Genomic DNA, 24,626 nt, shown 5'->3' on the forward strand with positions numbered 1-24,626 from the left:
CCGCGGCTCCCAGGGAGTCGGATGCGCGGTCCGGGCGGCGCCGCTCACTTCAGGGCTCCCAGCGTCACGCCGGTCCGCCAGTAGCGGCGCATCGCGACCATCATGATCGCCATCGGGATGATCGACAGCAGCGCGCCGGTCAGCACGAGGCTGGTCACGTCGATGCCGGATTCCTGGCGCTTGCCGATCCAGTTGTACAGGCCCAGGTTGAGGGTCCAGTTCTCCTCGCCGCGCAGCACCGTGAGGGGGAGGAAGAAGGCGTTCCAGGTGTTGACGAAGGCCAGCAGGAAGACCGTCGCGCCGCCCGTGGTCATCATCCGCAGCACGATGCTGAAGAAGATGCGCAGCTCACCGGCGCCGTCGATCCTGGCCGCCTCCAGCAGCTCGAACGGGATGGTCGCCTCGGTGTAGACCTTGGCCAGATACACGCTGAACGGGTTGATCAGGCAGGGGATCAGCATCGCCCACGGGGTGTCGACCAGCCCGATCGCCGAGAACAGCAGATACAGCGGCAGGGTGAGCAGCGCGATGGGGATGAGGAAGGAGCCCACCACGCACGCGAACACCGCGCCCCGTCCGGGGAAGTCGAAGCGGGCGAGGCCGTAGCCCGTGGCGAGGGCGATGAGGGTGCCGCCCAGGGAGCCGACACCGGCGTACAGGAACGAGTTGGCGGTCCAGCGCAGGAAGATGCCGCCGTCGTAGGTGAACACCTGCTGGAGGTTGTCCCACAGGTGCCAGCCGGAGAACCACAGCCCGTTGCTCTGGTACAGCCCCACGCGGTCCTTGGTCGCGGCGATCATCAGCCAGTACACGGGGAAGAGGCTGTAGACGCCGGCCAGGGCCAGACCGAGCAGCATGAAGCGCTGGCCGCCCCTGGAACGCGAGGCCGGATCCGGGCGGGTGAGCCGTCGCACGGTGCGCCGGCAAGGCGGCACGGCGGCCGTTTGCGCGTTGTTCTCCTTACGGTTTTCCGTGAGCGCCATCAGTCCGCCTCCCTTGAGGTCAGCCGGTAGAAGACGAAGGACGCCACACCGAGGATCAGGGCGAGCAGCACCGAAAGGGCCGCGGCGTAGTGGTAGTTGGCGGCGTTGAACGCCTGGTTGTAGATGATCATGATCGGGGTGAAGCTGTCGCTGACCGTCTCCGGGGTCACGTTCCGGAAGAGCGCGGGCTCGTTGAAGATCTGCAGCATCTGGATGATCGACAGCAGCGCGGTCAGGACGAGCGCCCCGCGCACGAACGGGATCTTGATGCTCAGCGCGATCCGCAGCTCCGAGGCACCGTCCAGCCGCGCGGCCTCGAACAGCTCACGGGGCACGCCCTGGAGCGCCGCGTAGATGATCACCATGTTGTAGCCGATGCCGTGCCAGGTCAGCAGGTTGCCGATGGCCGGCCACACCATGGACGGCGCGAAGAAGTTCCAGTCGAAGCCGAACAGGTCGCCGAGCGGGGTCAGCGGGCCCACCGCGGGGCTGTACAGGTTGATCCACACGATGGCCGCGACCACCCCGGGGATCATGTACGGCACCAGCAGCACGATCCGGAACCGGCCGGCCACCCTGGCGCTCACCGCGTCCAGGAACAGCGCCAGGACCAGGCTGACGAGCAGCATGAACGGGATCTGGACACAGGCGAACACCACCACCCGCAGGATGGAGGTCATGAACGCCGAGTCGGTGAGCCCGTGCTGGTAGTTCTCCAGGCCCACGAACTCCGTGGTCGCACCGCCGAGCCCGAGCCCGGACTGCTTCTGCAGGAACAGCGACTGGTAGACCGCGTAGCCGATGGGGAGCAGGTACAGGAAGGCGAAGCCGAGCTGGAAAGGCACCGTGAAGGCGGCACCTTTCCAGCGCTGGGAGCGAATCATCGAGTCTGCCTCAGCCCTTGACGCTGATGCCGCGCTGCTTCAGGTCGTTGACCGTCCACTCCTGCATGTGCGCCAGGAGACCGGTGACCTTCTGCTTCTTGCTGACGACCTTGGCCCACTCGTCCTGCATCTCGGTGAACATCGCGGTCCAGTTCGGGCCGAAGGTCCAGCCGGTCCGGACGGTGCCCAGGCTGTCCGTGACGATCTTCTTGGCCGGCTCGTAGTTCTTGCCGAGCAGCTTCTCGGAGATCGCCTCGGAGACGTACGACTCGCTGTCGGCCAGCGCCGGCATCACACCGCTGCCGGTCTCCGGGCTCGCCATGGTCTTGACCGCACCGGTGTCGGTGGACATCCACAGCGCCGCCTCGGCGGCCTGCTCCTTGTACTCGCACTGCTCGCTGACCAGCGTCAGATTGCCGCTCTGGTTGGTGGCGGCCGGCGTCCGGGCCGCCTCGCCCTTGAAGGTCGGCCACGGGGTGAGCGCCCACTTGCCGAAGGACTTGGTGAAGTTCTGCACCATGCCGGACATCTGCCAGGTGGAGATCTGCCGGGTCGCGGTGGCGCCGGTGTCGAAGCTGCGCTGCACGGCCGCGTAGTCGGCGAAGGAGAGCTTGGCGTTCAGGTCGTTGTCGATGATCTCCTGGATCACCTTCGCGGCCTTCAGCGTGCCCTCGTCCTGGAAGTTCACCTTCCAGGAGTCGCCGTCGATGCTGTACCAGTCGGCCCCGGCCTGCATGGCCAGCACCTCCAGCGTGCTGGGGTCCTCACCGGCGTAGTTGGTGACCTTGATGCCGTGCTTCTTCAGCTCCTTGCCCGCGGCGATGAAGTCGTCCCAGGTCTTGGGCGGCTGAAGGCCGTACTTCTCGAAGATGTCGGTGCGGTAGATGGTGAAGGCGGGTGCCGAGGCGGTCGGGACGCCGTAGACCTTGCCCTGGACCTGGCCGACGGCCCACGAGCCCGGGTTGAACTCGTCCTTGCTGGACTCGACGTACTGCGTGATGTCGGCGAGCGCGCCCTGCGAGACCCAGCTCGTCACGTACTCACCGGTGTTCTGCAGCAGGCAGGGCGCGTTGCCCGCCTTGACGGCGTTGGTCAGCTGCTTCTGCATGGTCAGCTGGTCGGTGACCTTCGTGTACTTGAGCTGGACGTCCTTGTGCGAGGAGTTGAACGCCTTGACGACGGCCTCCTGGCCGTTGGCCCAGCCCCAGAAGTCGAGGGTGACGGGGCCGGAGGCCTTGGACTCGGAGTCCGAGGAGCCGGACCCACCGCAGGCCGCGAGCAGACCGGTGAGCGCGATTCCCGCGACGGCGGCGGAGGCGAACCTTCTCCGGGGGCTGGTGAAGTTCATCTGACCCTGATCCTTCGAAAATAGGCGTTCTCAGAACGAGAGGACGGCGGCACGGTGTTGCCGGCCAGGAACGGCGGCCGGAAACCGTCGGCTCGCGGTTGCGGGGGGTCGGCCAAGCGGAAGCTGTAGTAAGCGGTTGCAGGGAAGGTAGGCCGACGGCTCGGCTCATAGCAAGAGGTGCGCGGAAATTTGTTACGGCGGGTTGTCCGAGGGGTTGCCTGCGCACGCACGTCGAAGACACCCGGCGTGCGCAACATAACCGCAGGTCATAAGGGCATGCGGGGCAGATGGGCCGGCAGCCGCGGCGCCTCCTCGACTGCCCCCGGACGGACTGAAAACAGGGAGAAACCGATTACGTAACGCCTCGCTCCACGCGATCCAAAGAGACGTGGCGCGCCTTAACGCGGCTCAGCCCCGCCGGCCGGGCGGCTGCACGGAGTTGCGTACGACGACATGGGTGCCCAGCACCAGATGCTCGCCGTCGCTGCCCTTGCGGCGGCCCCCGTTGCCCTCGCGCCGGTCGGCCACCGCGCGCAGCGCGACCCGGCCCATCTCCTCGTACGGCACGTGCACGGTGGTGAGTTGGGGGGTGAGCTGGGAGGCGAGCGGGATGTCGTCGTAACCGACGATCGACACGTCCTCCGGCACCCGCAGACCCGCCGCGCGCAACGCCTGCATGGCACCGGCGGCGACCACGTCCGTCCCGGCGAGCACGGCGGTGAAGTCCAGCCCCTGTTCCAGGGCCTCCTCGACGGCCTCGTACCCGTGCTCGTAGTCGTACGGCCCGTGCCGCACCATGCCCGGATCGAACGGCACCCCGTACGCCTCGAAGGCCCGCCGGGCCCCCTTCAACCGCCCTTGCGCGGTGGTGAGTTCGGCATGCCCCGGCAGCACGAGCACCTTCCGGTGCCCGGCGGACAGCAGATGGCTGGCCATGGCGTAGGCGCCGCCCTCGTTGTCGTAGTCGACCGTCGTGGCCGGTACGTCCCCCTCCAGCGGCGGCCTGCCCACGAGCACCAGATGGGAGCCGGCCGCGTCGAGGGAACGGGCGAAGCGGGCCATGCGCAGCTGGTACTCGTCGTAGTCGTAGGCCCCGCCCAGCAGCACCACAGCGGCGACACCCTGCTGCCGCATGAGGTTGACCAGGGCGAGTTCCCGCTCGGGATCGTCACCGGTGGTCCCCACCAGCGACAGCCAGCCGCGCAGCGTGGCGGCACTCTCCACGCCCTTCGCCACGTGGGCGAACGCGGCGCCGGTGATGTTGTTGATCAGGATGGCGACCGTCGGCGTACCGCCACCGGCCAGGGAGCGGGCGTGGGCGTTGGTGACGTAGTCCAGGTCCCGGACGACCTTCATCACCTTGCGGCGCAGGTCCTCCGACACCGGGTAGTTGCCGGACAGCACCCGCGACACGCTGGCGACGGAGACGCCCGCGCGTTCCGCCACGTCCCGGATGGTGGCCCGGCCGGCATCGCCGGACGCCTTGCGCTGACTCACCCTTGTGGCTCCTTCACCGTCGCGTCTGCCTCACCGGACGACCGGGCACCTGACCCAAGGACCAGTGCCTGGCCACCCGGCCGGAAAACACGCCCCCACTGATACGGAAACCGTATCCCATGCCCCTCCGGGCCCACTGTCCTCGCACAACGCCGGGCAAGTGCCCACCCACTCGCACTGTCCCAAGGCGACCGAGCCGGACATCCGGCACACCGGCCGCGCCCCCTCCCCGCCGGTTCACGCCACCCGGACCAGGTCGGCGTGCCGCACCTCATGGGCCGGCGGCAGGCCCGCGACCAGGCGTTCCAGCTCCTCCACGACGATGCGGCCGAGCCGCTCCAGCTCGTTGCCGAGCGACCCGGCGATATGCGGCGTGAGAAACACATTGGGCAGGTGATACAGCGGCGACCCGGCCGGCAGCGGCTCCGGCTCGGTCACATCGAGGACTGCGTGCAGCCGCCCGGACACCAGCTCGTCGGTCAGCGCCTCGGGATCGACCAGCGCACCCCGCGAGGTGTTGATGAGCACGCCCCCGTCCCGCATGAGGGCGAGCCGGGCGCCGTCGAGCATGCGGTACGTCTCCGGGATGTCGGGGGCGTGCAGGCTGACGATGTCGCTGTGCCGGAGGAGGTCCTCCAACGGCAGGAGCTCGGCGCCGAGTTCGGCGGCCTCGGCGGGGCTGACGTACGGGTCGTGCAGCAGCACGGTGAAGTCGAACGGCCGCAGCAGCTCCAGCAGCCGTCTGCCCACCCGGGAGGCGCCGATGACGCCGATCCGGCGGCCGACGTTGCCGGTCGCGGCGGTCTCGGCGTGGGTCGGATAGGCGTGCGTGGTGCGGAAGCGCTCCCGGTGGGTGAAGGCGTCCTTCCCGGCGAGCAGGATCATGGCCAGCGTGTACTCCGCGACCGGCAGCGCGTTGCCGGTGACCGCGCTGGAGACCGTGATGCCCCGCTGCCACAGGGCCTCGCCGACCAGCGAGCGGACCGACCCGGCGGCGTGCAGGACGGCACGCAGGCCGGGCGCTACGGCGAGGGCGTCGGCGTCCAGGTGGGGGCAGCCCCAGCCGGTGATCAGCACCTCGGCCTCGGACAGGGCGGCCGCGGACGCCGGATCGGCGAAGTCCCGCACCACCAGCGAGGGGTCGAGGTCGGCGGCCTTCTTCAACCGAGCCATGAGGGGCGGAGGGAAGAGCAGGGGGAGGTGCACCGGATCCATGGCGAACACGGCCCTCGGTGGCAGGGGGCTGGGCATGAGTCTCCTGACGGACTGGAGTGGAAACATTTTCAGAAAGCGCCTTCTACCGTAGATCTGCCGGGAACGGCCGGTCAATCGGTTGGGCGAGTGAGGGCCGCACCGTTTTCCGCGCGCCCGTTTCTGCCGCGTACGCGCTTGTCGCGCCTGGGCTGCGACCGGGGGCGGCGGGGCAGGAGGCGGCGGGCGTCAACAGGCCGCCCTTCGCGCCGTCGCGGCCACGGGCCCCTGATTCTGCTCGGTCGCGAAATCGGTTACTGCGTTGTCTCCGAGCCGGCGCCGCTTCCCGGGCGGGGGCGAGGCGGCCGTCTCAGCCGCCCGTCCCGCCGCGCAGCCCTGGCGTCAGTTCGGCGGCGAGCGGTGCCACCGGGGCGTCCGGGTCGCAGGTGAGCCGGCCGCCGCGTACCTCCAGGCGCGCGGCGCGGACGACCGAGCGGCGGCCGGCCGGATCGCTCCCGTCCGCGGTGAAGTACCAGAACACCGCCGCGCACTCGCCCTGCTCGACGGTCATGGCGTGGTGGCCCTCGGGCGCCGCCGTCAGCAGCTGGTACGGCTCGCGCGACCAGGCGTCCAGGTCCGTGGAGCGGTAGAGGACAGGCCGTTCCAGTTGTCGGTCATCATGCAGTAGGCGTCGGCCGGCCGGAACACGGTGGGGCCCTCCTGCGGCTGGTCGGTGACGGCCGGAGCGCCGCGCGTCCAGGTGTGCAGGTCGGGGGAGTCGGCGGTGTGGATGCGGGAGTGGTCCCGCTCGTCCTTGAACCACATGCGCCGGCCCCTCCCGTCCGGCAGCGGGTACACCGTCGCGTCGATCACCCGGTCGCTGCCCAGATCGAGCGCCGAGCGGAACTCCCAGCGGAGCCGATCGCCCGAGACGTAGTGCAGCAGTTGCGCGTCGCCGGTCCAGGAGTCCCGGACGCCGGGGAGGTAGGAGACGTACATGTGGTACGTGCCGACGTCGGCGGCGATCACCTCGGGCGCCCAGTAGGTCATGCGGCCAGGGGCGTACTCCAGGCCCTCCGCGATCCCGCGGTAGGTCCAGGTGCGGCCCTCGTCCGCGCTGACGGCGACACCGATGTCGTCGGGGTTGGTCAATTCGACTCCAGGGGTCGGCCGGCGAGGTGCCGAGGGCGGGACACGTACGGGGTGCCGCAACGGCTTCTGCCCGCGGACGTTATGGCAACCGGTTCCCAGCAGCACCGTCAAGAGTGTCTGCTATCGGCCCCTCGGTGGCGATGATCAAGCCGGGTGCCGCACGCCCCCGCGGCGAGCGCGGGACCCGATGTGCGGGCCCCTCCGGGCTGCTGCGCCGAGTCGGCTCAGGGGAGTGGCCTCAGTCCACCCGGAGGGCCATGAGCTGCTGATTTCTCCGCGGAGTCGCGCTCCGTCGCGCCTCTTCGGGCCGAGGGCCGGTATCGCCGAGGTGACACATTCTTTTCGAAAGTTCGCCAAGGCTCTTGACGCGGTTTCCGGACAGGAAGAAGCTCTGCCCCACTGTCCAACAACCGGTTGCCCAGCGATCGGCTTCGGTCGTCGAGTCGACCCATGACCGAAATCGCGAACGAACAGAGCAGGAGGTGGTGCGCTGATGCGCCCACATGCCGGTGCCTCGCTGAGCCGCCGTCGCTTCCTCGGCCTCTCCGCGGGCGGCGCCGTGGCCGGTGCCGCGGCGTTGAGCGGCTGCGCGCTACAGGTGTCGACCGGGGTCGGCGGATCGGGCGAGACCGTCACGGTGATGGTCAACTCCGGGGACATCCTCCCGGAGCAGGTCCAGCAGGCGAAGAAGGCCCTCGGCATCAAGATCAAGCTGGTGAAGTACGACATCACCAAACTGATCGCGATGCTCACCGGCGGCAACCCGCCCGACCTGGTGCGCGGCGTCGGCGCGGTGGACCTGCCGTTCTTCGCGGCGCGGGACGTGGCCGAGGAGCTGGACCCCTACTTCGCCCGGAGCAGCGTCCTCAAGCCCGACGACCTGGACCCCGTGAACGACCTGTGGCGGTTCGACGGCCGTACCCAGGGCAAGGGCCCGCGCTACGGCATGGCCAAGGACTTCTCCCAGGACTCCATGTTCTGGTACAACGCCGCGGCCTTCGACAAGGCCGGTGTCGACTACCCGCCGGAGACCGAGCCGGTCACGTACGAGGAGTGGCTCGACAACGCGAGGCGCCTCGTGCAGCGCAGAAGCGGCCAGACCACCGTCTTCGGTGGAAGTTTCAACGGGCTGACCCGGTCCACGCTCCTGGCGACCATGACGGCGTCCGCCGGCGGCAGCCTCTTCAATGACGACTTCTCCCAGGTCGACTTCACCACCCCCGAGGCCCGCAAGGCCCTGACCTGGTACATGGACTACGCCAAGACCAAGGTCGGGCCGAGCCTCATCCAGCCCGACCCCAACGGCTGGGACGGCCCCACCTACCAGGCCGGGCGAATGGCCATGTCGAACTCCGGCTACTGGATGGGCGGCATGATCTACCCCGACAAGAAGCTGGCGGAGGTGTCCCGACTGGCGCCCGCTCCGCTCTTCGCGGGCGGCGAGCGGATCAGCGCCTGCCAGGGCGGAACCGGCCTGTGGATGCCGCGCGGGGCGAAGAACAAGGACGCCGCCTGGCGGGTCTTCGAGTGGTTCTTCGGCGAGGAGCCCGCCAAGGCACGCGCCTCCGGCGGCTGGGGCATCCCCACGCTCAAGTCGCTGCGGTCGCTGATGCCGGCCGAGGAGGAGTACCAGAAGCGGGTGCTGAAGGTGCAGGAGAACGAGCTGAAGCACTTCTCGGTCGTCTCTTTCACGCCTTACACCAGGGCGGAGGCGCTCGACGCCCTCTTCAACCAGATCGCCCCCGCCGCGATGAACGGCCAGATCTCCGTCGACGCCCTCGCCGGCCGCCTCAACTCGGCCATCAACGAGCAGCTGAAGCGCGGTAAGGAGCAAGTGGGATGACGGTCGACCAGATCTCCTCCGTCGCGGACCGGCCGGGCGCCGCCGCGGACACCGGCCGCGCCCCGGCCGCCGGCGGGCCGCGGATCTCCATGACCACGCGCAGGCACCGGGCGTTCTACATGTTCACCTCGCCCTGGATCATCGGGTTCCTGCTGCTGACCATCACGCCGATGGTGTACGCGCTGTGGCTGAGCTTCACCACGTTCGACGGCATCTCGCCCCACTGGAAGTACGTCGGACTCGGCAACTACCGCGAGCTGCTGAACGATCCGGTCACCTGGGACGCCCTGGGCCGCGCGGGCCTGTTCGCGGTGACCTCGGTGCCGCTGTCGATCGCCGCGGGACTCGCCCTCGCCGTCCTGGTCAACCGGCCCCTCAAGGCGCGCGGCCTGTTCCGCACCCTGCTCTACCTGCCCGCCGTGGTGCCGCCGGTGGGCGCGGGCCTCGCCTTCAAGCTGCTCTTCGACCCGAACTCCGGCGCCACAAACGGCGTCATCACCTTCTTCGGCTTCGACGCCATCGGCTGGCTCGCCGACCCCTACGCCCGCTATGTGCTGCTGATGACGGTGCTCTGGGCGGCCGGAAACGTCATGATCATCTCGCTGGCCGGCCTCCAGGACGTGCCCCGGGAACTCCACGAGGCCGCCCGCATCGACGGGGCGAGCGCCTGGCGCACCTTCCGCAGTATCACCGTGCCGCTGCTGTCACCCGTTCTGCTCTTCCAGACGGTGACCGGAATGATCGCCTCGGTGCAGACGATCATGCCGCTGCTGCTGGCCCCGCTCGGTGACACGAGCGGCATCACCACGGTCCCGCAGTCCAACTACCTGTACATGATGCACGTCTTCGCGCAGTACTTCGCGCTCGGCCGCTACGGCTACGCCTCCGCGCTGCTGTGGGTGCTCTTCGTCCTGATCCTCATCGCGACCGGACTCATCTTCAAGTTCACGTCCGGCGTGGTGTTCTACAACGTCGACCCGGAGGCGAAGAAGTGACCGCCACGACCGCCACCACCGCCACCCCGGCCCCGACCGCCACCGGTCTGCCTCGACGGTCCCCCTCGGCCGACGTACGCGTGCGGATACGTGTCAAGCGCCTCGTCCTCTACACGGTCCTCGTCTCCGTCACCGGCCTGTTCCTCGGCCCGTTCGGCTGGCTGGTCCTCTCCGGCCTGAAGACCCAGGGCGAACTGGCCGCCTCACCCGTGCACTGGCTGCCCGAGGTCTTCCAGTGGCACAACTTCGCCGATGCCTTCACCCAGATCGACTTCCTCGGCTACGCCCGCAACTCCCTGATCATCGCCCTGCTCTACGCCACGCTCGTCACCGTCAGCTCGGCCTGGGTCGGCTACGGGTTCGCCCGCCTGGACGCGCCCGGCAAGAAGACCCTGTTCGGCATCCTGCTCGCCTCGATGATGCTGCCCCAGATGGTGACCCTGCTGCCGACCTATCTGATCTTCGCCAAGCTCGGCATGGTCGACACCTACTGGCCGTGGGTGCTGTGGGGCCTGTCGGCGGCGCCGTATCTGGTCTTCCTCTTCCGGCAGTTCTTCGCCGGCCTGCCCCGCGAACTGGAGGAGGCGGCCATCGTCGACGGCGCCGGCTACGCCCAGATCTTCTGGCGGATCTTCCTGCCGCAGTCCTGGCCCGTGCTGTCCGCGAGCTTCATCATCGCCTTCACCTGGACCTGGGGCGACTACATCGCCCCGCAGCTGCTGCTGTCCACCGACCGCACCACGCTCGCCGTCGCGGTGATGACCACCTACGTCAACGAAGGCGGCACGCCCGTCCCGGAACTCCAGGCCGCGGCCTCCGTGATGTACGTCGTCCCGATCCTGCTGATCTTCCTCGTCGCCCAGCGCGGCTTCGTCGCCGGGATGTCCACCTCCGGACTCAAGTGACCTTCCGTATCTCTCATCTCCCCCTTCGCGAAGGGACCGCACCGTGAACGACACCGAGAGCACCGGACCGTCCCGGCGTACTCTCCTCCAGGCCGCGGGTGCCACCGTCGCCGCGTATTCCCTGACAGGCGCCACGGCCGGCACCGCGAGAGCCGACGACAGGCCCGCTTCGGCCGACAAGCTGGTGGTGTACCCCATCCCGAGCGGGGTCCCGACCAACGCCGGCTTCTCCGTCAAGGCCCGTCCTCCCGGCGGTGAATGGCGGACGGTGCCGGTCTACCGCGCCCGGGCGAAGCAGATCGACGCGAACACGGGCAGCGGCCCGGTCTTCAACTCCTCCGTCGCCACCTTCGACTTCAAGGGCACCGTCGAGGTCGCCGTCACCTCGGCCAAGGGCACCATAGGCTCCGCACGGATCCGCCCGCTGTCGTACGGCACCCAGTTCACGGTGGACGGCGCCACGGTGAGCTTCACCCTCACCGAGCCGCGCAACCTCTCCATCGAGATCGACGGCGAGCTCTTCAACAACCTCCAGCTGCACGCCAACCCGATCGAGGAGAACGCCCCCGACCCCGACGACCCGGACGTCATCTACTTCGGCCCCGGCCTGCACAGGACCACCGACAACGTGGTGAAGGTGCCCAGCGGCAAGACGGTCTACCTGGCCGGCGGCGCGGTGCTGACGTCCCGGGTGGAGTTCGTGAACGTCGAGAACGCCCGGCTGACCGGCCGCGGTGTGCTGTACAACTCGCCGAGCGGTGTCCTGCTGCAGTACTCCAGGAACATCGAGATCGACGGCATCACGGTGCTCAACCCGAGCAGCGGCTACGCCTGCACCGTCGGCCAGTCCAAGCAGGTCAGCATCCGCAACCTGCACTCCTACAGCCACGGCCAGTGGGGCGACGGCATCGACATCTTCTGCAGCGAGGACGTCCTCATCGAGGGCGTGTGGATGCGCAACTCCGACGACTGCATCGCGATCTACGCCCACCGCTGGGACTACTACGGCGACTGCCGCAACATCGTCGTCCGCGACTCCACCCTCTGGGCGGACGTCGCGCACCCGGTCAACGTCGGCACGCACGGCAACACCGACAAGCCGGAGACCATCGAGAACCTCGTCTTCAGCAACATCGACATCCTCGACCACCGCGAACCGCAGATGGACTACCAGGGCTGCATCGCGCTCAACCCCGGCGACAGCAACCTGGTCCACAACGTCCGCGTCCAGGACATCCGGGTGGAGGACTTCCGCCGGGGTCAGCTGCTCAACATGCGGGTCATGTACAACAAGACGTACAACACCTCCGTCGGCCGGGGCGTCGACGGCGTGTACATACGGAACCTGACCTACACCGGGACGCGCGCCAACCCCTCCACCTTCGTCGGCTACGACGCGGACCACGCCATCAAGAACGTCACCTTCCAGAACCTGGTCATCAACGGCAGGTTCATCGGCAACGGGATGAAGAAGCCCGGCTGGTACAAGTTCACCGACATGATGCCGGGCTACGCCAACGAGCATGTGCTGAACACCCGGTTCCTCAACGCCGCCGAGGCCACGTCCAGCAGCGCGCCCGAGGTCACCAGCCCGGAGCGGGCCACGGCCACCAAGAACCAGGTCTTCAACCACCTGATCACCGCGTCCGAGCTGCCGACGTCGTTCGCCGCCGAAGGGCTCCCCAAGGGCCTGGCCGTCGACACCGCCACCGGTCTGATCTCCGGCACCGCCGAGGACAACGTCGGCAGCTTCACGGTCACCGTCTCGGCCACGAACAGCGTGGGCACCGCCACCCAGTCCCTCACGCTCACCGTCCAGCACGCGTGACGCGCCCCTTCAGAACCTTGGAGTCACCCGTGCTTCCACTCAGCAGACGGTCCTTCCTCGGTGCCGCCACCCTGGTGGCCGCGGCCGGCGGCGGCCTGCTGTCCGCCTCCGCGACGGCGGCGTGGGCCCAGGACGACAAGACCCGGCTGCGGGCCTTCACCCACCCTGGGCTGCTGCACAGCGCCGCCGACCTCGCCCGTATGAAGGCGGCGGTCGCCGCCCAGGAGTCGCCGATCCATGACGGCTACCTGGCGTTCGCGGCCCATGCCCGCTCGAAGTCCACGTACGCCGTCCAGAACACCGGCCAGATCACCTCCTGGGGCCGCGGCCCCACCAACTTCCAGAACCAGGCCGTCGCCGACTCGGCCGCCGCCTACCAGAACGCCCTGATGTGGTGCGTCACCGGCAACCGCGCGCACGCCGACAAGGCCCGGGACATCCTCAACGCGTGGTCGGCGTCCCTGACCATGGTCACGGGCGCCGACGGTCCGCTCGGTGCCGGCCTGCAGGCCTTCAAGTTCGTCAACGCGGCCGAACTCCTCCGGCACAGCGACTACGACGGCTGGGCGGCGCAGGACATCGCCCGCTGCGAGCGGTCCTTCCTCGACGTGTGGTATCCGGCGATCTCCGGCTACATGCTCTACGCCAACGGCAACTGGGACCTGACCGCCATCCAGTCCATCCTGGCCATCGCCGTGTTCTGCGAGGAGCCCACGCTCTTCGAGGACGCCCTGCGGTTCGCCGCGGCGGGTGCCGGCAACGGCAGCGTCCGGGGCCGCGTCGTCACCGACGCGGGTCAGGGCCAGGAGTCCGGCCGCGACCAGGGCCACGAGCAGCTCGCCGTCGGCCTGATGGGCGACGCCGCCCAGGTCGCCTGGAACCAGGGCGTCGATCTGTGGGCCTTCGACGACAACCGGATCCTCGCCAACGCCGAGTACGTCGCCAAGTACAACCTCGGCGGCGACGTCCCCTTCGTCCCCGACCTCGACCGCACCGGCAAGTACATCAAGACGACCGTCTCCGACAAGGTCCGCGGCAATCTGCCCCCGGCCTACGAGATGTACTACGCCCACTACGCCGGCGTCCGCGGCCTCGACACCCCGTACACCAAGGCGGCCGTCTTCCGCGGCACCGGCGGCAGCCGCGTCGTCGAGGGCAGCAACGACGACCTGCCCAGCTTCGGCACCTTCACCTTCGCTGGGACCAAGGCCCCGGAGCCGACCGCGCCGACGGCTCCGACAGGAGTCACCGCGGTGGGCGACGGCACGTCGGTCACCGTGGCGTGGCTGCCGTCCGCGTGGGCGACGTCGTACACCGTCCGCCGGGCCACCAGGCCGGAGGGGCCGTACGAGGAGACCGGCGTCACCGACAAGCCGGAGTTCAAGGACACCGAGGTACGCGGGGGACGGACGCACTACTACACGGTCACCGCCACCAACTCCCAGGGCACCAGCGCCCATTCGAGCCTCGTCGCCGCCTCCGCCGCCCTCCCCGAACCCTGGTCCACCCGCGACCTCGGCGAGGTGAGGATCCCCGGCTCCGCCGCCTTCGACGGCGAACGGTTCGTGCTGGCAGCCTCCGGCACCGCCGACACCTACCGCTCGGTCCACCTCCCGCTGCCCGGCGACGGCACGATCACCGCGCGGATCGTGTTCCCGCTCAGCTCGCAGTACTCCAAGATCGGCGTCACCCTGCGCGACTCGCTCGACGCGGACGCCGCGCACGCCTCGATGCTGATCCAGGGCCTGCCGCTGCACACCTGGAGCGGCGTGTGGACCGTACGCCCCGAGGCCGGAGCCGACATCTCCGCCACCGGCAGCACCCCCGTGCCGCCCTCGCAGCAGCAGGCGATCACCGTCAACGCCTCCTTCCCGATCTCCGACCTCGGCAAGCTGCCCGAGTCGGCGACCCCGCTCCAGGCGCCGTACGTGGAGGGCGCCGGCGACGGCTACCGGCTGCGGGCGCCCTACTGGGTCCGGGTGACGCGCAGGGGCCGCCGCTGCACCGGCGCCATCTCCCCGGACGGCATCCGCTGGACCGAAGTCGGCGCCGACGAGGTCGAGTTGGGCCGCACCGCGTACGCGGGCCTGGTCCTCACCTCCTGCCTCGGCGTCGACGCGGACTACGCCGAGACCGGCACCGGCGCCTTCGACAACGTCAGCGTCGTCTCCGCGACGGCGGGCGAGGTCTGGTCCGCGCCGCGCCCGGCCCGCACCGCCACCGGCCTGACCGCGACCGCCGGCGCCGATGCCGTGGCGCTGGCCTGGACCGACCCGGACCTCTCCGCCCGCTACAAGGTGCTGCGCGCCACGAGCGCCGACGGGCCGTACGAGACGATCGCGACCGGCGTCGGCCCGGTCGGCTTCGGCGCCCGCCTCCGGTACGCGGACGCCACCGGCACCCCCGGGACGACGTACCACTACGCCGTCGCGAAGACGAACTGCGGCGGCCGCGGACCGCTCTCCGCGCCGGCCTCCGCGCAGATGCCGACGCCGGGCGTACCCCAGCTCACCTCGGACGGCGCCGCGTTCGCCAACAAGGGCGTCCCGTTCCGTCATCTGCTGCGCGGCTCGCACGAGCCCGTACGGTTCGCCGCCGACGGACTGCCCGAGGGTCTCCGACTGGACAGGCGCACCGGCCTGATATCCGGAACCCCCACCGAGACCGGCGAGTTCACGGTCACCACCAGCGCGGGCAACGCCTCCGGCGACGGCACCGGCACGCTCACCCTCACCGTCGGCACACCCCCGCCCGCCCCCTGGACCTACGGCGACCTCGGCGACCCGGTGCTCGACGACCGTGCCTTCGGGACGCTGGGCGTGGTCGCTATCCGCACCCAGGGCAGCACCTCCTACGCCGACGGAACCTTCACCGTGCGCGGCGCGGGCGTCGACCTGACCGTCAACAACCAGGGAATGACCGGGCAGTTCGTACGCAGGCCCGTCACCGGAGACTGTGAGATCACCGCCCGGCTCGTCTCCCGCACGGGCGCGAGTGCCGACCGGGTGGGCCTGCTGATGGCCAAGTCGCTGTCGCCGTTCGACCAGGCCGCCGGGGTGATCGTCACCGGGGGTACCAGCGCGCAGCTCATGCTGCGCACGACCGTCGCCGGACGGTCGACGTTCACCGGGAACGGGACGGCCGCCCTTCCCTCCCTGCTGCGGCTGAAGCGCGCCGGGACCGCCTTCACCGCAGCCCTGTCCACCGATGACGGCGCCACTTGGACCCCCCTCGCCGAGGGCTCGATCCCCGGCTTCGGTGACGCCCCCTACTACGTGGGCCTCGTGGTCTGCTCACGCAACCAACTGGCCCGCTGCACCACCGAGTTCGACGAGGTGAGCATCACTCCCATGTAGATCCTCCACGGAATGGAGATGCACCAATGAGCCGCACTTCCCCCCACAAGCACCTCCACACACCGGAGTTGAGCCGCCGCGGTCTGCTGAAGACCGCCGGCGGTCTCACCGCCGCCCTCGCCGCCGGCGGGTCCGCGGCCGTGCTGACGGGCAGCACGGCCGGCGCGGCCCCCGCGACCTTCACCCACCCCGGCATGCTGCACAACTGGGGTGACATCAACCGGGCCAAGGTCAGGGTCGCCGCGGGCGACGACCCCTGGCTGTCCGGCTGGAGGCGGCTGACCGCCAACTCCCACTCCCAGTCCACCTGGACGCCCCGCCCCACGGCCACGATCATCCGCGGCGGCGACGGCCAGAACTACCCCCAGCTCTACAACGACATCCACGCCGCCTACCAGAACGCCCTGCGCTGGCACGTGGGCGGCACCGCCGCGAACGCCGACTGTGCCGTGCGCATCCTCAACGCCTGGTCGTCCACGCTCACCGAGATCACGGGCAACGCCGACCGGTACCTGGCCGCCGGCCTCTACGGCTGGCAGTTCGCGAACGCCGCCGAACTCATGCGCGGGTACGCCGGGTTCGACCTCAACCGGTTCAAGACGATGATGCTCAACGTCTTCTACCCGCTCAACGACCGGTTCCTGCGCGAGCACAACGACGCCTGCATCACCAACTACTGGGCGAACTGGGACCTGTGCAACATGGCCTCGATCATGGCCATCGGGATCCTGTGCGACGACGGTGCCAAGTACGACCAGGCCGTCAACTACTTCAAGAACGGCGGCGGCAACGGCGCCATCCGGCGCGCGGTGCCGTTCCTGTACTCGAACGTCGAGGGCTACGACCTCGGCCAGTGGCAGGAGTCAGGCCGCGACCAGGCCCACACCATCATGGGCATGGGCCAGATGGGCGCCCTGTGCGAGATGGCCTGGAATCAGGGCGAGGACCTGTACTCCTACGACGGCCGCCGCTTCATGAAGGCCGCCCAGTACGCCGCCAAGTACAACCTGGGCATGAACGTGCCCTTCACCACCTACACCTGGGGCAGCGGCCAGAACTGCGCCCAGCAGTCACAGACGGTGATCTCCTCCGCCTCCCGCGGCCAGATCCGCCCCGTCTGGGCCATGCTCCACTACCACTACAACCGGCGCCTGTACCTCGACGACAGGTACATCTCCCAGATCTGCTTCTCGGTCGCCCCCGAGGGCGGCGGCGGTGACTACGGCTCCACCAGCGGCGGCTTCGACCAGCTGGGCTTCGGCACGCTGATGTACGCCAAGTAGCCGCCGGTCAGCCGAATGGCCGCCACACCCGCTCGTGCACCGGAATATCGGGCCACAATGAGGTGCTCTGATCTTCACGGTGCACGAGCGCGGTGAGGAGGCTGGTGGACGTATGACGGCAGTCCAGGCAGACCCCGTGGTGAGCACCCCGTACGGGTCCGTACGGGGCCGGTACGAGCACGGCGTCGCGGTGTTCCGGGGCATCCCCTACGCGGCGCCCCCCTTCGGCCCCCACCGGTTCCGGCCGCCCGTGCCGCCGGAACCCTGGGACGGCGTGCGCGACGCCGTGGCCTTCGGGCCGACCGCGCCCAAACCGCCGTACTCCGAGGCCTTCGCGCAGTACCTGTCCGACCCCGTCGTGCCCGGCGACGACTGTCTCAACCTCAACGTCTGGACCCCCGAGCCCGGCCCCGGCGCCCGGCTCCCGGTCATGGTGTTCCTGCACGGCGGCGCCCTGACCCGCGGCTCCTCGGGCGTGCCCGTGTACGACGGCCGCCCCTTCGCCCGCGACGGGGTCGTCCTCGTCTCCGTCAACTACCGGCTCGGCGTCGAGGGCTACGGCCTCTTCCCGGACGCCCCCGCCAACGCGGGCCTGCGCGACCAGCTGGCCGCCCTTGAGTGGGTCCACGAGTCCATCGCGGCCTTCGGCGGCGACCCCGGCCGCATCACCCTGTTCGGCCAGTCCGCCGGCGCGATCAGCGTCGGCGCGCTGCTCGCCGCCCCGCAGGCGCGGGGCCTGGTCCGGCGGGCCATCCTGCAGAGCGGGCCGCCCGAGGCCGCCGAGTGGGACAAGGTGCGGCGCATGGTGCGCCGGATGGCCACCCGGCTGAGGATCCCCGCCACCGCCGCCGCCTTCGCCGATGTCGACCGTGAGCTGCTGCTGCGCACCCAGGCCGACGTGGGCCGGCTCAGCAGCCCCGTGGTGGGCGGGCCCGCCTTCGGGATCGTCGTCGACGGCGACATCGTCCCCCGCGACCCCCTGGAGGCCCTGACCGAGGGCGACGCCTCGTCCGGCGTCGACCTGATGATGGGCTGGACCCGCGACGAGTACCGGCTGTGGCTGGTCCCCGGCGGCCTCCTGGAGCGCGTCGACCGGCTCGGCGCGGTCGCCCTGGCCGGCGCCATGGCCCGCTGCCACGTCGGCGCCGACGTGCCCCGCGGCTACCGCGCCCTGCACCCGGAGGCGGGCACCGCCGAGCTCGTCGGCCAGATGGTCACCGACCACCTGCTGCGCGTCCCCCTGCACCGCCTGGCCGACGCCCGGCCCGGGGCGTCGTACGTGTACGAGTTCGCCTGGCCCTCCAACCTGCCCTACCTCGGCGCCTGCCACGCCCTGGAGCTCGGCTTCGTCTTCGACACCGGGGAGGTGCCGGAGTCCCGCAAGCTGGCCGGCGAGGGCGCCCCGCAGGAGCTGGCGGACGAGATGCACCGGGCCTGGTTGCGGTTCGCGGTGGAGGGCGACCCGGGGTGGCAGGCGTGGGACGACACGCATCCGGTGCGGGTCTTCGGCGACGGCGCGACCCACACGGCGTACGGCCCGCGGGACGCCGAGCTGGCCCTGTGGGCCGCGGCCGTCAGAGTTGCGGAATCCACACCCGCATCGGTCCTTGCCGACGGTTCGCCCACGCGTGGTACGGAACCGCGGTCAGCCGTGCGGCGGCTGCGTCTCCCCGGCGCAGTCCGTCGGCACTGACGACGGTCACCCCGCCCAGCAGGTCCGGTTCGCGCCGGACGGTCAGACGGGCGCCGTCGGGAAGGGTGAGCTCGCCGAAGGGGACGCCGGGTGGTCCACGCCCTCCAGGCAGTGCACCAGCGGCCCGCGCTCGATCGCCACGCAGCCTCGTACGGCGTCCACCCGCGGGTCGGGGCGGGTCAGCCGGGCGGCCAGGTCGAGGGCGACGGTGAGGGTGTCGCCGGGGGCCCAGCGGCGGCGCAGCCGTAGCCAGCCCGGGTCCGTCGTGGCGGGGGCGGTACCGTCCGGGGCGGTGGGCGGTCGGCGAGCTGCCAGGACGCCGCCTCCAGCCACTTGTGCACATCGGAGTCCTGGAAGGGGAAGTCCCCGGCGAAGGGCCCCGAACCGGCCGCGGCGGCCCGCAGGTTGGCGAGGTTCCCGGCCTCCTCCAGCTTCGCCGGGCCCTGCGGGATGCTGACCTCGGCGTTGGTTGCGCGGCGGGCGGCCCAGAATCCGCCGGTGATGCGGGCACCGGCCGCAAAACGGGCGGGCTCCGGACAAGATCCGGACACCCCGCGAGGACCGGGAGGCCCGCTGCCGTCAGCTCCGCGGCGCCGCGGTGCTGCCTCTGACCACCAGGCGGGTGGGGACGAGATCCGTCCCGGGCCGGGCGCCGCCCCGGGTGCGGACCTGCCGCAGGACGTTCTGGACGCAGCGGCGGCCCACCTCGGCGAAGTCCTGGTGGACGGTGGTCAGAGGCGGGACGAAGAAGGCGGCCTCCGGGAGGTCGTCGAAGCCGACGACACTGATGTCCCCGGGGACCGAGCGACCACGTTCGTGCAGGGCGCGCAGCAGGCCGAGGGCCATCTGGTCGTTGGCGACGAACACGGCCGTGCAGTCGGGCTCCCCGGCGAGCGAGAGACCGGCCGCATAGCCGGACTCGGCCGACCAGTCACCCCGCAGCGGCGGCGGCACCGGGCGCCCCGCCTCCTCCAGGACGGCCCGCCACGCCTGGGTCCGGCGCTGGCCGGCGTACGACGTCCCGGGGCCCGTCACATGCCATACGGTGCGATGGCCCAGGTCGAGCAGATGCCGCACGGCCTTGCGCGCCCCGTCGGCCTGGTCGGTGTCGACCACGCTGTAGCGGTCCCCGGCGTCGGAGTCCACGACCACGACATGCACACCGGGGGGCAGCTGGACCGTCCCGGCGTCGAGCAGATGGATCTCCATGATCACGATCACGGCGTCGACGGCCAGCTCTCCCATCCGCGTGAAGGCCCCGAGGACGTTGTCCTGGGTCGGGACGTCGATCGGGATCAGGGTGATCGCGTACCCCTGCGCCGCGGCGTGCGTGGCGATGGCCTCCACGGTGCGGCTGTTGCCCGTCGACGACAGGCTGAACAGGATCACGCCGATGGTGTTGAACTGGCCGTAGCGCAGGGCGCGCGCGGCACTGTTGGGCCGGTAGCCCAGCTCCCGCATCGCGGCGAGCACCTGCTCCCGGGTCGCCTCGATCACGCCGGGATGGCCGTTGGCGACCCGCGAGACCGTCTGGGACGACACGCCCGCGAGCCGGGCGACATCGGCCATCGAGACCCGCTGCTTGCGCCGCTCGCCCGGTACGCCCGAGCCGCCCCGCCGGGCCCCGCCCGCGGGCATGGAGACCGACTGCTCGTGGTCGCTCAGGTCCACCGCTCCACCACCCGCCCCGCCCTCTCGTCCCGGCGCACGTTCCGTGCGGGGCCCGCCTTCGAGCCGCCGTGCACCGCCGTGTACCGCCCGTGTCCCGTCACGGATGGTACGCGGGGGAAGCCTTGACGGTCGTGGGGGCGGATGCCACGATTCCGACGCCCTGAAGTTTACGTAAACATCCCCCGGCGAGCCCGCCCGGCACAAGGCGCGTGCGCGGCCTCGTGTCCACCATGTTCACGTAAACATCACGCCGGGTGCCGTCATCTCCGAAAGGCCAGCTGATGCGCAGGACCCCCGCACGAAACCGCTTCACCCCCCGGCTGCGTACCGCCCTGGCGGCGGTCGCGATCGCCGCGATCGGCGGCACCACCCTCGCAGGCAGTCCCGCCTCCGCCGCGCCGAGCGGCGACACCACCCAGTTCAAGGGCGTGAACTGGGCCGACCCCCGGGACAACTTCGCCGACGACACCCTGCGGCTGTCCGGCCTGTCGACCTCCGACACCTACGCCCAGACCTACGCCAAGTCGAGCCGGATCATCTCGGCCTTCCGCGCCAACCTCGGCGCCAACACCGTCCGGCTGCCCATCAACCCGTACACCGTGAACGGCTCCTACTGGAAGTCGTACCGGGGCGTGATCGACGCGGCGACGGCCAAGGGCTTCAAGGTCATCGTCTCCTACTGGGAGGGCACCGGTGAGCGCCGGGACGGCTTCATCGACGACACCGCCACCTACTGGCCCATGTGGGACACCGTGGTCAAGGCCTACCAGGGCAACTCCCGGGTCTACTTCGAGCCGATGAACGAGCCGCACGGCTACACCGACACCGAGTGGGCCGACATGGCCGCGAAGTGGCTGGACACCTACCCGTCCGTCCCCCGTAACCGGGTCTTCGTCAGCGGCGCCGGCTACAACGACCACGTCACCTCCGTCTGCGCCGACCCGCGCCTGAAGGGCACCTACCTGTCGCTGCACCACTACGGGTTCTGGAAGGAGTACGCCACCTACGACCAGTGGGTGGCCGACCTCAAGGAGCGCATCGGCGACTGCGCGAGCCGCACCGTCGCCGACGAGTTCGGCGCCCCGATGACGACCGGCCTCGACTACAACCACCCGGCGCCGTCCAACAACTACATCAACTTCATCCAGGCCGTCACCGACACCTTCCGCGAGCTGAAGATGGGCTCCGTCTACTGGCCCGGCCTGCGCACCGACGACACCTACTCGTTGCAGACCCTGACCGGCGACCCCGCCCGGCCGTGGCTGGCCACCATCAACCAGTCCGGCGCCGACCGGCTCGCCTGGGCCTGGGGACGCGGCAAGCCCGTCCAGCCCTGACGGCGACGCCCCCTGAGGCGATCGGACCCAGGCGGTCCGGTCCGGCGGCCGGTCGCGGTGCCACGAGCTCCGCGACCGGCCGCGCCGTTCACGCGCCGGGTGGGCGGCCCCGCGGCAGCTCTGCGGCGGCCCCTCAGCTCTTCGCCGGCCCGACCGAGTTGCGCACGACCACATGCGTGCCCAGCAGCAGATGCTCGTCCGGGTTCTCCGGGGTGCGGCCGAGCGCGGTGCGTACGGCGAGGCGGCCGAGCTCCTCGTAGGGGACGTGCACCGTCGTCAGAGCCGGGTGCAGGTCGCGGGCGAAGGGGATGTCGTCGTATCCGGCCAGCGAGACATCGCCGGGCACGTCCAGGCCGGCCTCGTGCAGGGCGGTGAGCGCACCCGCCGCGACCATGTCGGTGGCGGCGACCACGGCCGTGAACTCCAGTCGCTGCTTGAGGGCATCGCGGATCAGCCGGTGCCCGGAGTCGCGGGTGAAGTCGCCGTGCAGCACGAGCGCCGGGTCGGGCTCCACGCCGCGGGCACGGTGGGCGGCGAGGTAGCCGCGCTCGCGGCCCTGCGCCGTGGTGTGGTCCGGCTTGCCGCCGAGGAACAGCACCCGCCGGTGGCCCTGGGCGAGGACATGGGCCACGAGGGCGTAGGCGCCGCCTTCGTTGTCGTACTCGATGACCGTCACCGGCGCCCCGGGGCCGAGCGGCGGCCGGCCGCACAGCACCAGCCGGGAGCCCGCCGACGCCAGCGAGTCGGCCATACGGCGGGTGCGCTCGCGGTACTCGAGGGTGTCGGCGGAGCCGCCGACCAGGATCACGGCGGCGGCCCGCTGGGCGCGCATCATCTCGACGAAGTCGACCTCGTGCTGGACGTCGCCCTCGGTCGTGCACACCAGGCACAGATGACCGAGCCGCCGGGCCTCGCGCTCCACGCCGTGCGCCATGTGCGCGAACGACGGCCCGGTGATGTCCTCCAGGACGAACGCCAGCGTGGGCGTGCCGACCCCCGCGACCGCCTTGGCGCGCGCGTCGGCGACGTAGTCCAGGTCGCGGACCGCCCGCAGCACGCGCGTACGGGTCGACGCGCTCACCGGATACACCCCGCCGAGCACTCGCGACACGGTGGACGCGGACACCCCCGCACGGGCCGCCACATCGCGGATGGTGCTGCGGCCCGCGTCCTCGCTCTTCCTGGTCATCCCTGCTTCGTCCCTCTCCGGGCGTCCTCGCCCACCCCCTGGGGAACCTGCGGCAACGCCATGGCAACCGGTTCCCAAGGGGGAGGCTAGCAGCGGGTGAAGGGACGGGACGAGTACTTGGCGCAGGCCGCGGTCACCGGCCTGCCGTGCCGTGCGGCGGGACCGGCACCGGAGTCACCCGGCCCCGGCCAGCGTGCGCGCGATGGAGCCGATCGCCTCCGGCCCCACCCGGCAGCACCCCCCGATGAGCCGGGCCCCCGACGCCCGCCATCCGCGCACCTGCTCGGCGGCGAAGGTGGAGCGGCCGTCCCAGGCGCGGGCCTCGGCGTCCCAGGCCTCGCCGCTGTTGGGATAGACGACGACGGGCTTGCCCGTGACCCGGGCGGCGGTCTCGACGGCGGCGTCGACGTCCTGCGGCGCGCAGCAGTTCACCCCGACCGCGATGACCTCGTCGGCGTCGGCGGCCAGGGCGAAGGCCTCCTCCAGGGGCTGCCCGGCACGGGTGCGGTCACCGGCGACGGAGTACGACAGCCAGGCCGGCACGCCGAGTCCGCGCACCGCCCGCAGCAGCGCCTCGGCCTCGTCGGCGTCGGGGACCGTCTCCAGCGCCAGCACGTCGGGCCGGGCCCCGGCCAGCACCTCCAGGCGGGGCCGGTGGAAGCGCTCCAGCTCGTCGACGCTCAGCCCGTACCGTCCCCGGTACTCGGAGCCGTCCGCGAGCATCGCCCCGTACGGGCCGACCGACGCGGCGACCCACAGCGGCCGTGTGACGCCCTTGCCCCGCGCCCGCGCGACCGCATCCCGCGCCAACCCCACGCTCAGGGCGAGGAGTTCGGCGGCCCGCTCCCGCCCGATCCCGCGCCCCGCGAACCCCTCGAAGGTGGCCTGGTAACTGGAGGTGATCGCCACGTCCGCGCCCGCCTCGAAGTAGGCGAGATGCGCCTCGGTGATCGCCTCGGGCCGCTCGGCGAGCAGCCGCGCCGACCACAGCTCGTCGCTCAGGTCGTGCCCGGCGGACTCCAGCTGGTTGGACATGCCGCCGTCGAGCACGACAGTCCCGGCGGTGAGGGCTTCGGCGAGGGTGAGGGTGCTGGTCATGGTGACGACGGTAGTCGAGGCAGGAAGGGGGACCAGCATGTGAGACATACCGGTGCCGCACCGGCCGATCCGGCCTCGCGCCTGACACCGATCTCTCGGAAGCGGAGGTCCGTGCGGTCCTGGGAACCGGTCGCGCCACCCTGGACCCCCTGACGCACAACCCTTCAACGGCGTCACCGCGGGCGTCCGGCGCGTGAGCGCCGGTAAGCGCTCGGCCGTTCTGAAGGTGCTGACCCGCACCAAGGAGACCCACGCCCAGTGGGCCGCCTCGAACGATCCCCGGCACTCGAACTACTGGCGCCGCGAGGCGCGGGCCCATGAGTCCGGGCTCGTGCGGGTCTGGCAGCCGTACGGCATCCGCGCGCCCCGGCTG

Annotated in this window: 20 protein-coding genes and 1 pseudogene; 8 read left to right on the plus strand and 13 right to left on the minus strand. The window is 70.7% G+C overall.

Going from position 1 to position 24,626, the window contains the following annotated elements:
- Positions 1 to 44: 44 nt before the first annotated feature.
- From AQI70_RS15820 to AQI70_RS15850, 7 genes are all read right to left on the minus strand, one after another.
- Positions 45 to 983 (minus strand): carbohydrate ABC transporter permease, encoded by a 939-nt coding sequence (locus AQI70_RS15820; protein WP_062149515.1) that lies wholly within the window; start codon positions 981 to 983, stop codon positions 45 to 47.
- Complete coding sequence (locus tag AQI70_RS15825; protein WP_062149518.1) at positions 983 to 1,867, minus strand: carbohydrate ABC transporter permease; 885 nt, start codon at positions 1,865 to 1,867, stop codon at positions 983 to 985. Before AQI70_RS15825 ends, AQI70_RS15820 begins: the two co-directional genes overlap by 1 nt.
- Positions 1,868 to 1,877: 10 nt before the next feature.
- Entirely contained in the window at positions 1,878 to 3,215 is a 1,338-nt protein-coding gene (locus AQI70_RS15830) for an ABC transporter substrate-binding protein (RefSeq protein WP_062149531.1), read from the minus strand.
- Positions 3,216 to 3,623: 408 nt separating this feature from the next.
- A complete protein-coding gene (locus AQI70_RS15835; protein WP_062149534.1) occupies positions 3,624 to 4,712 on the minus strand; it encodes a LacI family DNA-binding transcriptional regulator in 1,089 nt (362 codons plus the stop codon).
- Positions 4,713 to 4,949: 237 nt separating this feature from the next.
- The gene (locus AQI70_RS15840; RefSeq protein ID WP_208607369.1) at positions 4,950 to 5,963 is read right to left on the minus strand and encodes a hydroxyacid dehydrogenase; all 1,014 of its coding nucleotides are present in this window, start codon (positions 5,961 to 5,963) and stop codon (positions 4,950 to 4,952) included.
- Positions 5,964 to 6,273: 310 nt separating this feature from the next.
- A complete protein-coding gene (locus AQI70_RS15845; RefSeq protein ID WP_062149540.1) occupies positions 6,274 to 6,474 on the minus strand; it encodes a hypothetical protein in 201 nt (66 codons plus the stop codon).
- Positions 6,475 to 6,500: 26 nt separating this feature from the next.
- Positions 6,501 to 7,055: a glycoside hydrolase family protein gene (locus tag AQI70_RS15850; RefSeq protein WP_062149542.1), complete on the minus strand. Its 555-nt coding sequence runs from the start codon at positions 7,053 to 7,055 to the stop codon at positions 6,501 to 6,503.
- Between the two features lie 493 nt (positions 7,056 to 7,548).
- Between AQI70_RS15850 and AQI70_RS15855 the strand changes: the two genes are divergently transcribed.
- The 7 genes from AQI70_RS15855 (at position 7,549) to AQI70_RS15885 (ending at position 18,958) form a co-directional block, all read left to right on the plus strand.
- Entirely contained in the window at positions 7,549 to 8,898 is a 1,350-nt protein-coding gene (locus AQI70_RS15855) for an extracellular solute-binding protein (protein ID WP_062149545.1), read from the plus strand.
- Positions 8,895 to 9,893, plus strand: coding sequence for a carbohydrate ABC transporter permease (locus AQI70_RS15860; RefSeq protein WP_062149548.1), 999 nt, complete (start codon positions 8,895 to 8,897; stop codon positions 9,891 to 9,893). Before AQI70_RS15855 ends, AQI70_RS15860 begins: the two co-directional genes overlap by 4 nt.
- Before the next feature lie 47 nt (positions 9,894 to 9,940).
- Positions 9,941 to 10,798, plus strand: a complete 858-nt coding sequence (locus tag AQI70_RS15865; protein WP_208607380.1) for a carbohydrate ABC transporter permease — start codon at positions 9,941 to 9,943, stop codon at positions 10,796 to 10,798.
- 43 nt (positions 10,799 to 10,841) lie between these two features.
- Positions 10,842 to 12,626 carry an Ig domain-containing protein gene (locus AQI70_RS15870; protein WP_062149554.1) on the plus strand — a complete coding sequence of 595 codons (1,785 nt, stop codon included), beginning with the start codon at positions 10,842 to 10,844 and terminating at the stop codon, positions 12,624 to 12,626.
- Positions 12,627 to 12,655: 29 nt separating this feature from the next.
- Positions 12,656 to 15,982: an alginate lyase family protein gene (locus AQI70_RS15875; RefSeq protein WP_062149557.1), complete on the plus strand. Its 3,327-nt coding sequence runs from the start codon at positions 12,656 to 12,658 to the stop codon at positions 15,980 to 15,982.
- 26 nt (positions 15,983 to 16,008) lie between these two features.
- Positions 16,009 to 17,265: an alginate lyase family protein gene (locus AQI70_RS15880; RefSeq protein WP_062149560.1), complete on the plus strand. Its 1,257-nt coding sequence runs from the start codon at positions 16,009 to 16,011 to the stop codon at positions 17,263 to 17,265.
- 112 nt (positions 17,266 to 17,377) lie between these two features.
- Positions 17,378 to 18,958, plus strand: coding sequence for a carboxylesterase/lipase family protein (locus AQI70_RS15885; RefSeq protein WP_208607370.1), 1,581 nt, complete (start codon positions 17,378 to 17,380; stop codon positions 18,956 to 18,958).
- Here AQI70_RS15885 and AQI70_RS39165 read toward each other — a convergent pair.
- The 4 genes and pseudogenes from AQI70_RS39165 to AQI70_RS15895 form a co-directional block, all read right to left on the minus strand.
- Positions 18,840 to 19,103: a hypothetical protein gene (locus tag AQI70_RS39165; RefSeq protein WP_341845955.1), complete on the minus strand. Its 264-nt coding sequence runs from the start codon at positions 19,101 to 19,103 to the stop codon at positions 18,840 to 18,842. The two genes, AQI70_RS15885 and AQI70_RS39165, sit on opposite strands and share 119 nt — an antisense overlap.
- Positions 19,001 to 19,291, minus strand: coding sequence for a beta-L-arabinofuranosidase domain-containing protein (locus tag AQI70_RS40780; RefSeq protein WP_062149563.1), 291 nt, complete (start codon positions 19,289 to 19,291; stop codon positions 19,001 to 19,003). The genes AQI70_RS39165 and AQI70_RS40780 overlap by 103 nt, the downstream gene beginning before the upstream one ends.
- Positions 19,252 to 19,509, minus strand: a pseudogene (locus AQI70_RS40915) (beta-L-arabinofuranosidase domain-containing protein); the annotation flags it as partial. The gene AQI70_RS40780 and the pseudogene AQI70_RS40915, both read right to left, overlap by 40 nt.
- A 28-nt stretch (positions 19,510 to 19,537) precedes the next feature.
- Positions 19,538 to 20,596 carry a LacI family DNA-binding transcriptional regulator gene (locus tag AQI70_RS15895; RefSeq protein ID WP_079051331.1) on the minus strand — a complete coding sequence of 353 codons (1,059 nt, stop codon included), beginning with the start codon at positions 20,594 to 20,596 and terminating at the stop codon, positions 19,538 to 19,540.
- 314 nt (positions 20,597 to 20,910) lie between these two features.
- Between AQI70_RS15895 and AQI70_RS15900 the strand changes: the two genes are divergently transcribed.
- Entirely contained in the window at positions 20,911 to 21,966 is a 1,056-nt protein-coding gene (locus AQI70_RS15900; protein WP_062149566.1) for a glycoside hydrolase family 5 protein, read from the plus strand.
- 133 nt (positions 21,967 to 22,099) lie between these two features.
- On the opposite strand, the gene AQI70_RS15905 is transcribed toward AQI70_RS15900, so the two are convergent.
- On the minus strand, positions 22,100 to 23,155 hold the full coding sequence (locus AQI70_RS15905; RefSeq protein WP_062149569.1) for a LacI family DNA-binding transcriptional regulator: 1,056 nt from the start codon (positions 23,153 to 23,155) through the stop codon (positions 22,100 to 22,102).
- A 174-nt stretch (positions 23,156 to 23,329) separates the two neighbouring features.
- Positions 23,330 to 24,253, minus strand: a complete 924-nt coding sequence (gene mmuM / locus AQI70_RS15910) for a homocysteine S-methyltransferase (protein ID WP_062150094.1) — start codon at positions 24,251 to 24,253, stop codon at positions 23,330 to 23,332.
- Positions 24,254 to 24,626 lie beyond the last annotated feature (373 nt).

Source organism: Streptomyces curacoi (assembly GCF_001513975.1).
In the GTDB taxonomy this organism is placed as follows: Bacteria; Actinomycetota; Actinomycetes; order Streptomycetales; family Streptomycetaceae; genus Streptomyces; species Streptomyces curacoi.

Coding starts and splice junctions, on each gene's coding strand:
- AQI70_RS15820 (WP_062149515.1), bottom strand. CDS start 983: ATGGCGCTCACGGAAAACCGTAAGGAGAACAACGCGCAAACGGCCGCC.
- AQI70_RS15825 (WP_062149518.1), bottom strand. CDS start 1,867: ATGATTCGCTCCCAGCGCTGGAAAGGTGCCGCCTTCACGGTGCCTTTC.
- AQI70_RS15830 (WP_062149531.1), bottom strand. CDS start 3,215: ATGAACTTCACCAGCCCCCGGAGAAGGTTCGCCTCCGCCGCCGTCGCG.
- AQI70_RS15840 (WP_208607369.1), bottom strand. CDS start 5,963: ATGCCCAGCCCCCTGCCACCGAGGGCCGTGTTCGCCATGGATCCGGTG.
- AQI70_RS15845 (WP_062149540.1), bottom strand. CDS start 6,474: ATGACCGTCGAGCAGGGCGAGTGCGCGGCGGTGTTCTGGTACTTCACC.
- AQI70_RS15855 (WP_062149545.1), top strand. CDS start 7,549: ATGCGCCCACATGCCGGTGCCTCGCTGAGCCGCCGTCGCTTCCTCGGC.
- AQI70_RS15860 (WP_062149548.1), top strand. CDS start 8,895: ATGACGGTCGACCAGATCTCCTCCGTCGCGGACCGGCCGGGCGCCGCC.
- AQI70_RS15880 (WP_062149560.1), top strand. CDS start 16,009: ATGAGCCGCACTTCCCCCCACAAGCACCTCCACACACCGGAGTTGAGC.
- AQI70_RS15885 (WP_208607370.1), top strand. CDS start 17,378: ATGACGGCAGTCCAGGCAGACCCCGTGGTGAGCACCCCGTACGGGTCC.
- AQI70_RS15895 (WP_079051331.1), bottom strand. CDS start 20,596: ATGCCCGCGGGCGGGGCCCGGCGGGGCGGCTCGGGCGTACCGGGCGAG.
- AQI70_RS15900 (WP_062149566.1), top strand. CDS start 20,911: ATGCGCAGGACCCCCGCACGAAACCGCTTCACCCCCCGGCTGCGTACC.
- AQI70_RS15905 (WP_062149569.1), bottom strand. CDS start 23,155: ATGACCAGGAAGAGCGAGGACGCGGGCCGCAGCACCATCCGCGATGTG.
- mmuM (WP_062150094.1), bottom strand. CDS start 24,253: ATGACCAGCACCCTCACCCTCGCCGAAGCCCTCACCGCCGGGACTGTC.